This is a genomic window from Streptomyces sp. NPDC054872, from assembly GCF_053610705.1.
Genome location: NZ_JBSGYY010000026.1, coordinates 128273 through 134609 on the forward strand (window position 1 = coordinate 128273; position 6337 = coordinate 134609).

Annotated in this window: 7 protein-coding genes; 5 read left to right on the forward strand and 2 right to left on the reverse strand. The window is 68.3% G+C overall.

Annotated features, from left to right (window positions below):
• On the forward strand, positions 1-753 hold the full coding sequence (dapB, locus tag ACWGIH_RS28335) for a 4-hydroxy-tetrahydrodipicolinate reductase (protein ID WP_453452710.1): 753 nt from the start codon (positions 1-3) through the stop codon (positions 751-753).
• A gap of 18 nt (positions 754-771) precedes the next feature.
• Positions 772-1224, forward strand: a complete 453-nt coding sequence (locus tag ACWGIH_RS28340; RefSeq protein ID WP_363212647.1) for a tetratricopeptide repeat protein — start codon at positions 772-774, stop codon at positions 1222-1224.
• A gap of 9 nt (positions 1225-1233) precedes the next feature.
• On the opposite strand, the gene ACWGIH_RS28345 is transcribed toward ACWGIH_RS28340, so the two are convergent.
• Together ACWGIH_RS28345 and ACWGIH_RS28350 are read right to left on the reverse strand one after the other, a co-directional pair.
• A complete protein-coding gene (locus tag ACWGIH_RS28345) occupies positions 1234-1794 on the reverse strand; it encodes a hypothetical protein (RefSeq protein ID WP_453452708.1) in 561 nt (186 codons plus the stop codon).
• A gap of 142 nt (positions 1795-1936) precedes the next feature.
• Complete coding sequence (locus ACWGIH_RS28350; protein WP_453452706.1) at positions 1937-2176, reverse strand: hypothetical protein; 240 nt, start codon at positions 2174-2176, stop codon at positions 1937-1939.
• Between the two features lie 190 nt (positions 2177-2366).
• On the opposite strand from ACWGIH_RS28350, the gene thyX reads away from it, so the two are divergent.
• The 3 genes from thyX (at position 2367) to ACWGIH_RS28365 (ending at position 6015) form a co-directional block, all read left to right on the forward strand.
• Complete coding sequence (gene thyX / locus ACWGIH_RS28355) at positions 2367-3107, forward strand: FAD-dependent thymidylate synthase (protein WP_453452705.1); 741 nt, start codon at positions 2367-2369, stop codon at positions 3105-3107.
• A gap of 190 nt (positions 3108-3297) precedes the next feature.
• The gene (gene dapA / locus ACWGIH_RS28360) at positions 3298-4197 is read left to right on the forward strand and encodes a 4-hydroxy-tetrahydrodipicolinate synthase (protein WP_453452703.1); all 900 of its coding nucleotides are present in this window, start codon (positions 3298-3300) and stop codon (positions 4195-4197) included.
• A 132-nt stretch (positions 4198-4329) separates the two neighbouring features.
• The gene (locus tag ACWGIH_RS28365; protein WP_453452701.1) at positions 4330-6015 is read left to right on the forward strand and encodes a ribonuclease J; all 1686 of its coding nucleotides are present in this window, start codon (positions 4330-4332) and stop codon (positions 6013-6015) included.
• Positions 6016-6337: the final 322 nt, after the last annotated feature.

Sequence of the window (6337 nt, forward strand, 5' to 3'; positions counted from 1 at the left end):
ATGAGCAAGCTGCGCGTGGCAGTCATCGGGGCCAAGGGCCGGATCGGCTCCGAGGCCGTCCGGGCCGTCGAAGCCGCCGACGACCTGGAACTGGTCGCCGCCCTTGGCCGGGGCGACTCGCTGGACACGCTGGTGGAGACCGGTGCCCAGGTCGCGGTCGAACTGACCAACCCCGACTCGGTGATGGGCAACCTGGACTTCTGCGCACGGCACGGGATCCACGCCGTGGTCGGTACGACGGGCTGGACCGACGACCGCGTCGCGCAGCTGCGGAGCGCGCTGGCCGCGTCCCCGGAGACGGGCGTCCTGATCGCCCCGAACTTCTCCATCGGCGCGGTCCTCACCATGAAGTTCGCGCAGATCGCGGCGCCGTACTTCGAGTCCGTCGAGGTCGTCGAGCTGCACCACCCGAACAAGGCCGACGCCCCCAGCGGCACCGCCACGCGCACCGCCCAGCTCATTGCCGAGGCGCGCAGGGAGGCGGGCAGCGCCCCGCAGCCCGACGCCACGACGACCGCGCTCGACGGTGCCCGTGGCGCGGACGTCGACGGCGTGCCGGTGCACTCCGTGCGCCTGCGCGGCCTCCTGGCCCACCAGGAGGTGCTGCTCGGCGGCGAGGGCGAGACGCTCACCGTCCGGCACGACTCGCTGCACCACAGCAGCTTCATGCCGGGCATTCTGCTCGGCGTACGCCGTGTGGTGAGCACGCCGGGCCTGACGTTCGGCCTGGAACACTTCCTGGACCTGAACTGACCCGGGCCGGCTGACCTCATGCGAGCAAAGATCACTTACGCCGTCACGGCTGCCGTCCTGGTCGTCTACTTCGTCCTGGTCGGCAGCCGCGGCGTGCTCCTGATACAGCACGGCACCGCGCTCACCGTCACCTTCGGTGTCGCGGTGCTCATCCTGCCGTTCATCGGCGTCTGGTTCCTCTGGAAGAACACCCAGTTCGTCCAGCGCGCCAACCGTCTCGCCGCCGAGCTCGAGGCCGAAGGTGGCCTGCCGGTGGACGAGTTGAAGCGCACGCCCGGCGGCCGCATCGACCGCGACTCGGCCGACGAGGTCTTCGCCAGGCGCAAGGCCGAGACCGAGGACTCGCCGGACGACTGGCGCTGCTGGTTCCGCCTCGCCGTCGCCTATCACGACGCCCGGGACACCCCGCGCGCGAGGCAGGCGATGCAGCGCGCGATCGCGCTGCACGCGGGCAGGCCGGTGAACGTCTAGCTTTCCGGGTCAGGCGGTACGGCGGTACTCGTCGGCCCACACCTCGATGGAGTCGGCCGCCCGGTTGAACGCCTCGTACCGCGCCAGGAAGTCGGCGTTGCGGTCGGTGAGCAGCGGCTGCTGCCCCTCGGCCCGCTGATCCCGGCGTACGAGGACGAGTGCCTGCCCCTGCACGGTGCGGGGCAGCCCGAGCCACCGCACGGGCTGCTGCGTCGTACGCACCGTCACGACCTGCGCCCACGGCACGGTCTGCGTCGTCAGGAAGGCCACACGACGCAGCCCGTGCGCGCTCACCCAGGTGCCCATCCGCAGCAGCCGCACCGCGCTCACGATGATGGCCACCGCGAGCCCCGCGCAGATCGCGGCCCCCGCCAGTGAGTCCGCGAACGCGATGATGACGGCGGCGACGAGGACGTACGAGGCGAGCAGCAGGAGCAGCGCGGCCGCCCCCACCCGCCACGGGCCCGGGCGGTAGGGCCGGCGCCAGTGGTCGCGGTCGTCGAAGGGCAGCGCGGCGTCGTCCGCTGACTCGTCAAAGGCGCGGTCCGCCGTCAGGAAGGGCAGGGGCACGACTGAATCCTCACTCGATCCACGCACGGGCTGTGCCCGGTGAGGCTACCGAGCCCTGCTCCCGCCTACCACCTCTGGGGGCCCATGGGGGTACCTCCCACGCCTTTGGGGCAGTGGGGGAGAGCCAGGGATCAGACGGTCGTCATCGGCCGTCCGAGGCTTCTGACTGCTGGTTCTGCGCGGGTGCCTGGTCGGGCGACAGGGCGGGCATGCCGAACAGCAGGGAACCCGCGAGGCCGGCGACCACGACCAGGCCGACCAGGGTGCGGCCCACGACCTGAGCGGCCGAGGCACGCTCTCGGGGTGGGGGAGTGACATTGCTGCGGAACTTGTCGGCTTCGGCGATGAAGGCGAACGGGACGGGCTCGCGCCGACGGAACATGGGGTGCGTTTCTCCTCACGCGACTCGAACTTAACTCTGTTGTCCAGTCAGACGCTCGAAACGGCCAATTGGTGCCCGGTTTCGCCAAATTCGCCGAAGATTGTCGTGACGGGCCACCGAACGGCTGATTGTCAGTGCCGGGCCATAGAGTGGGCGCCGCCCGAGTGATGCACATGGAAGGACCCCGCCAGTGAGCGAGACCCCCACCGAAGACCTCAAGCCCAGCTTCCGCAGCGAGGTCACCGTCGAGTTGGTGAAGCATGCCGCGACCGACTCCGACGTCCTGTGGGCCGCCCGTGTCTCCACTGCCGGTGAGCAGTCCCTGGAGGAGCTCCAGAAGGACCCCGAGCGTTCCAAGGGCCTGATCAACTACCTGATGCGGGACCGCCACGGCAGCCCCTTCGAGCACAACTCGATGACGTTCTTCATCAGCGCCCCGATCTTCGTCTTCCGCGAGTTCATGCGGCACCGCGTGGGCTGGTCGTACAACGAGGAATCGGGCCGCTACAGGGAGCTCCAGCCGACGTTCTACGTCCCTGACGAGTCCCGCAAGCTGGTCCAGGAGGGCCGCCCCGGGAAGTACGTCTTCGTGGAGGGCACCCAGGCCCAGCAGGAGCTCACGGGCCGCGTCATGGAGGACTCCTACCGTCAGGCGTACGAGGCGTATCAGGAGATGCTCGCCGCCGGTGTCGCCCGCGAAGTCGCCCGTGCGGTCCTGCCGGTCGGCCTCTTCTCGTCGATGTACGCGACGTGCAACGCCCGTTCGCTGATGCACTTCCTCGGCCTGCGCACGCAGCACGAGCTCGCCAAGGTCCCGTCCTTCCCGCAGCGGGAGATCGAGATGGTCGGCGAAAAGATGGAGGAGGAGTGGGCCAAGCTCATGCCCCTCACGCACGCGGCCTTCAACGCCAATGGACGTGTGGCTCCGTAAGGCACTGATGTACGGGTGGGCTGAGTGAGGTGTCCGTATTGCGGCATTTCGAGAAGTTCATCTAGCCTGATCAAACGGACCCGGCACTGCTTGAACCCCCGAGCAGGCAGTGCCGGGCTCCTCACTTGTCAGGTCCGCACACATCCCCCGAGGGGGGACCACGCGCTGAGCAGCGAGTAGCGTGTTACCCATGGCTCCGACCTCCACTCCGCAGACCCCCTTCGGCAGGGTCCTCACCGCTATGGTCACGCCCTTCACGGCGGACGGCGCACTCGACCTCGACGGCGCGCAGCGACTCGCCGCCCAGTTGGTGGACGCAGGCAACGACGGCCTCGTCATCAACGGCACCACCGGCGAGTCCCCGACCACCAGCAACGCGGAGAAAGCCGACCTCGTACGAGCCGTGGTGGAAGCAGTCGGAGACCGCGCCCACGTCGTGGCGGGCGTCGGCACGAACGACACCCGCCACAGCATCGAGCTCGCCCGCGACGCCGAGCGTGTCGGCGCCACCGGCCTCCTGACGGTCACGCCGTACTACAACAAGCCGCCGCAGGAGGGCCTCCTCCGGCACTTCACCGCGATCGCCGACAGCACCGAGCTGCCGGTCATGCTCTACGACATCCCCGGCCGCAGCGGCGTACCGATCAACACCGAGACGATCGTCCGCCTCGCCCACCACCCGCGGATCGTCGCCAACAAGGACGCCAAGGGCGACCTCGGCCGCGCCAGCTGGGCCATCGCCCGCTCCGGCCTCGCCTGGTACTCCGGCGACGACATGCTGAACCTCCCGCTGCTCTCCGTGGGCGCCTGCGGCTTCGTCTCCGTCGTCAGCCACGTGGTCACCCCGGAGCTGCGCGCCATGCTCGACGCGTACGCCACGGGTGACGTACAGAAGGCCACAGAGATCCACCAGAAGCTGCTCCCCGTCTTCACCGGCATGTTCCGTACGCAGGGTGTGATCACCACGAAGGCGGCGCTCACCCTGCAGGGCCGTCCCGCGGGCCCGCTCCGCCTGCCCCTCGTCGAGCTCTCGCACGACGAAACGGCCCAGCTCAAGATCGACCTCGCCGCAGGCGGGGTACAGCTCTGACACAGACTTCACAACTGAATACGCGAAACCCCGCAGGACCCCGTCCTGCACACACAAACAACTGCTACTGCACGAACGTCATGCGCGCCACGTGCCCTGGAGGTACGTGGCGCGTGTGGTGAGGAGAGTCTTTTGAGTCATCCGCATCCTGAACTCGGCGCCCCGCCGAAGCTCCCCAAGGGCGGCCTGCGGGTCACCCCGCTGGGCGGCCTCGGTGAGATCGGCCGCAACATGACCGTATTCGAGTACAACGGTCGCCTGCTGATCGTCGACTGCGGAGTGCTCTTCCCCGAGGAGGAGCAGCCCGGAATCGACTTGATCCTGCCGGACTTCACGTCCATCAGGGACCGCCTCGACGACATCGACGGCATCGTGCTCACGCACGGCCACGAGGACCACATCGGCGGTGTCCCCTATCTCCTCCGCGAGAAGCCGGACATCCCGCTGATCGGCTCCAAGCTGACGCTCGCGCTCATCGAGGCGAAGCTCCAGGAGCACCGGATCCGTCCGTACACGCTGGAGGTCGTCGAGGGCGACCGCGAGCGCCTCGGCCCGTTCGACTGCGAGTTCATCGCGGTCAACCACTCCATCCCGGACGCCCTGGCCGTCGCCGTCCGCACCCCCGCGGGCATGGTGGTCGCCACCGGCGACTTCAAGATGGACCAGCTGCCGATGGACGGCCGCCTCACGGACCTGCACGCGTTCGCGCGGCTGAGCGAGGAGGGCATCGACCTCCTTCTCTCCGACTCGACGAACGCCGAGGTCCCGGGCTTCGTCCCGCCGGAGCGCGACATCTCGAACGTGATCCGGGGCGTCTTCGCCGGCGCCCAGAAGCGGATCATCGTCGCCAGCTTCGCCAGCCACGTCCACCGCATCCAGCAGATCCTGGACGCAGCCCACGAGTACGGCCGCAGGGTCGCCTTCGTCGGCCGCTCCATGGTCCGCAACATGGGCATCGCGCGGGACCTCGGCTACCTCAAGGTCCCGCCGGGCCTGGTGGTCGACGTCAAGACGCTCGACGACCTGCCGGATCACGAGGTCGTGCTCGTCTGCACGGGCTCGCAGGGTGAACCGATGGCCGCCCTCTCCCGGATGGCCAACCGCGACCACCAGATCCGCATCGTCCAGGGCGACACGGTGATCCTGGCGTCCTCGCTCATCCCCGGCAACGAGAACGCGGTCTACCGCGTGATCAACGGCCTGACCCGCTGGGGAGCGAACGTCGTCCACAAGGGCAACGCGAAGGTGCACGTCTCCGGCCACGCCTCGGCCGGCGAGCTCCTGTACTTCTACAACATCTGCAAGCCCAAGAATCTGATGCCGGTGCACGGCGAATGGCGCCACTTGCGCGCCAACGCCGAGCTCGGCGCCCTCACCGGCGTCCCGCACGACCGCATCGTGATCGCCGAGGACGGCGTCGTCGTCGACCTCGTCGAGGGCAAGGCGAAGATCGTCGGCAAGGTCCAGGCCGGTTACGTATACGTCGACGGACTCTCCGTGGGCGATGTCGGCGAGCCCGCGCTGAAGGACCGCAGGATCCTCGGGGACGAGGGCATCATCTCGGTCTTCGTGGTGGTGGACTCCAGCAGCGGCAAGATCACCGGGGGCCCGCACATCCAGGCCCGCGGCTCCGGCATCGAGGACTCGGCCTTCTCCGCCGTCATGCCGAGGGTCCAGGAGGTCCTCGAGAAGTCGGCCCAGGACGGTGTCGTCGAGCCCCACCAGCTGCAGCAACTCATCCGCCGCACGCTGGGCAAGTGGGTCTCGGACAACTACCGCCGACGCCCGATGATCCTTCCCGTCGTCGTCGAGGTCTGACCCTGACACTGCGTGAACTAGGAGCGGGGCGCCTCGATTTGCATCGGGGCGCCCCGCTCCAGTACGTTTACGTCTCCGCCTGAGAGGGAAGCCCCCGGCACTCACGTGCCTGGAGCAACCCGAAGAGGGCGGGGGAATTCCGACTCAGAATCTCTGATAAAGTCGGAACCGCCGGAAAGGGAAACGCGAAAGCCGAAAGGCCGGAGCGGGAACCGGAAAGGCGCCGGGGAAATCGGACACGAAAGAGTCTGATAGAGTCGGAAACGCAAGACAGCAAGACAAAATGAAACACCGAAGGGAAGCGCCCGGAGGAAAGCCCGAG

Excerpts from the sequence above, each read along its gene's own strand:
- dapB (WP_453452710.1), top strand. The coding sequence starts at position 1 with ATGAGCAAGCTGCGCGTGGCAGTCATCGGGGCCAAGGGCCGGATCGGC.
- ACWGIH_RS28340 (WP_363212647.1), top strand. The coding sequence starts at position 772 with ATGCGAGCAAAGATCACTTACGCCGTCACGGCTGCCGTCCTGGTCGTC.
- ACWGIH_RS28350 (WP_453452706.1), bottom strand. The coding sequence starts at position 2,176 with ATGTTCCGTCGGCGCGAGCCCGTCCCGTTCGCCTTCATCGCCGAAGCC.
- dapA (WP_453452703.1), top strand. The coding sequence starts at position 3,298 with ATGGCTCCGACCTCCACTCCGCAGACCCCCTTCGGCAGGGTCCTCACC.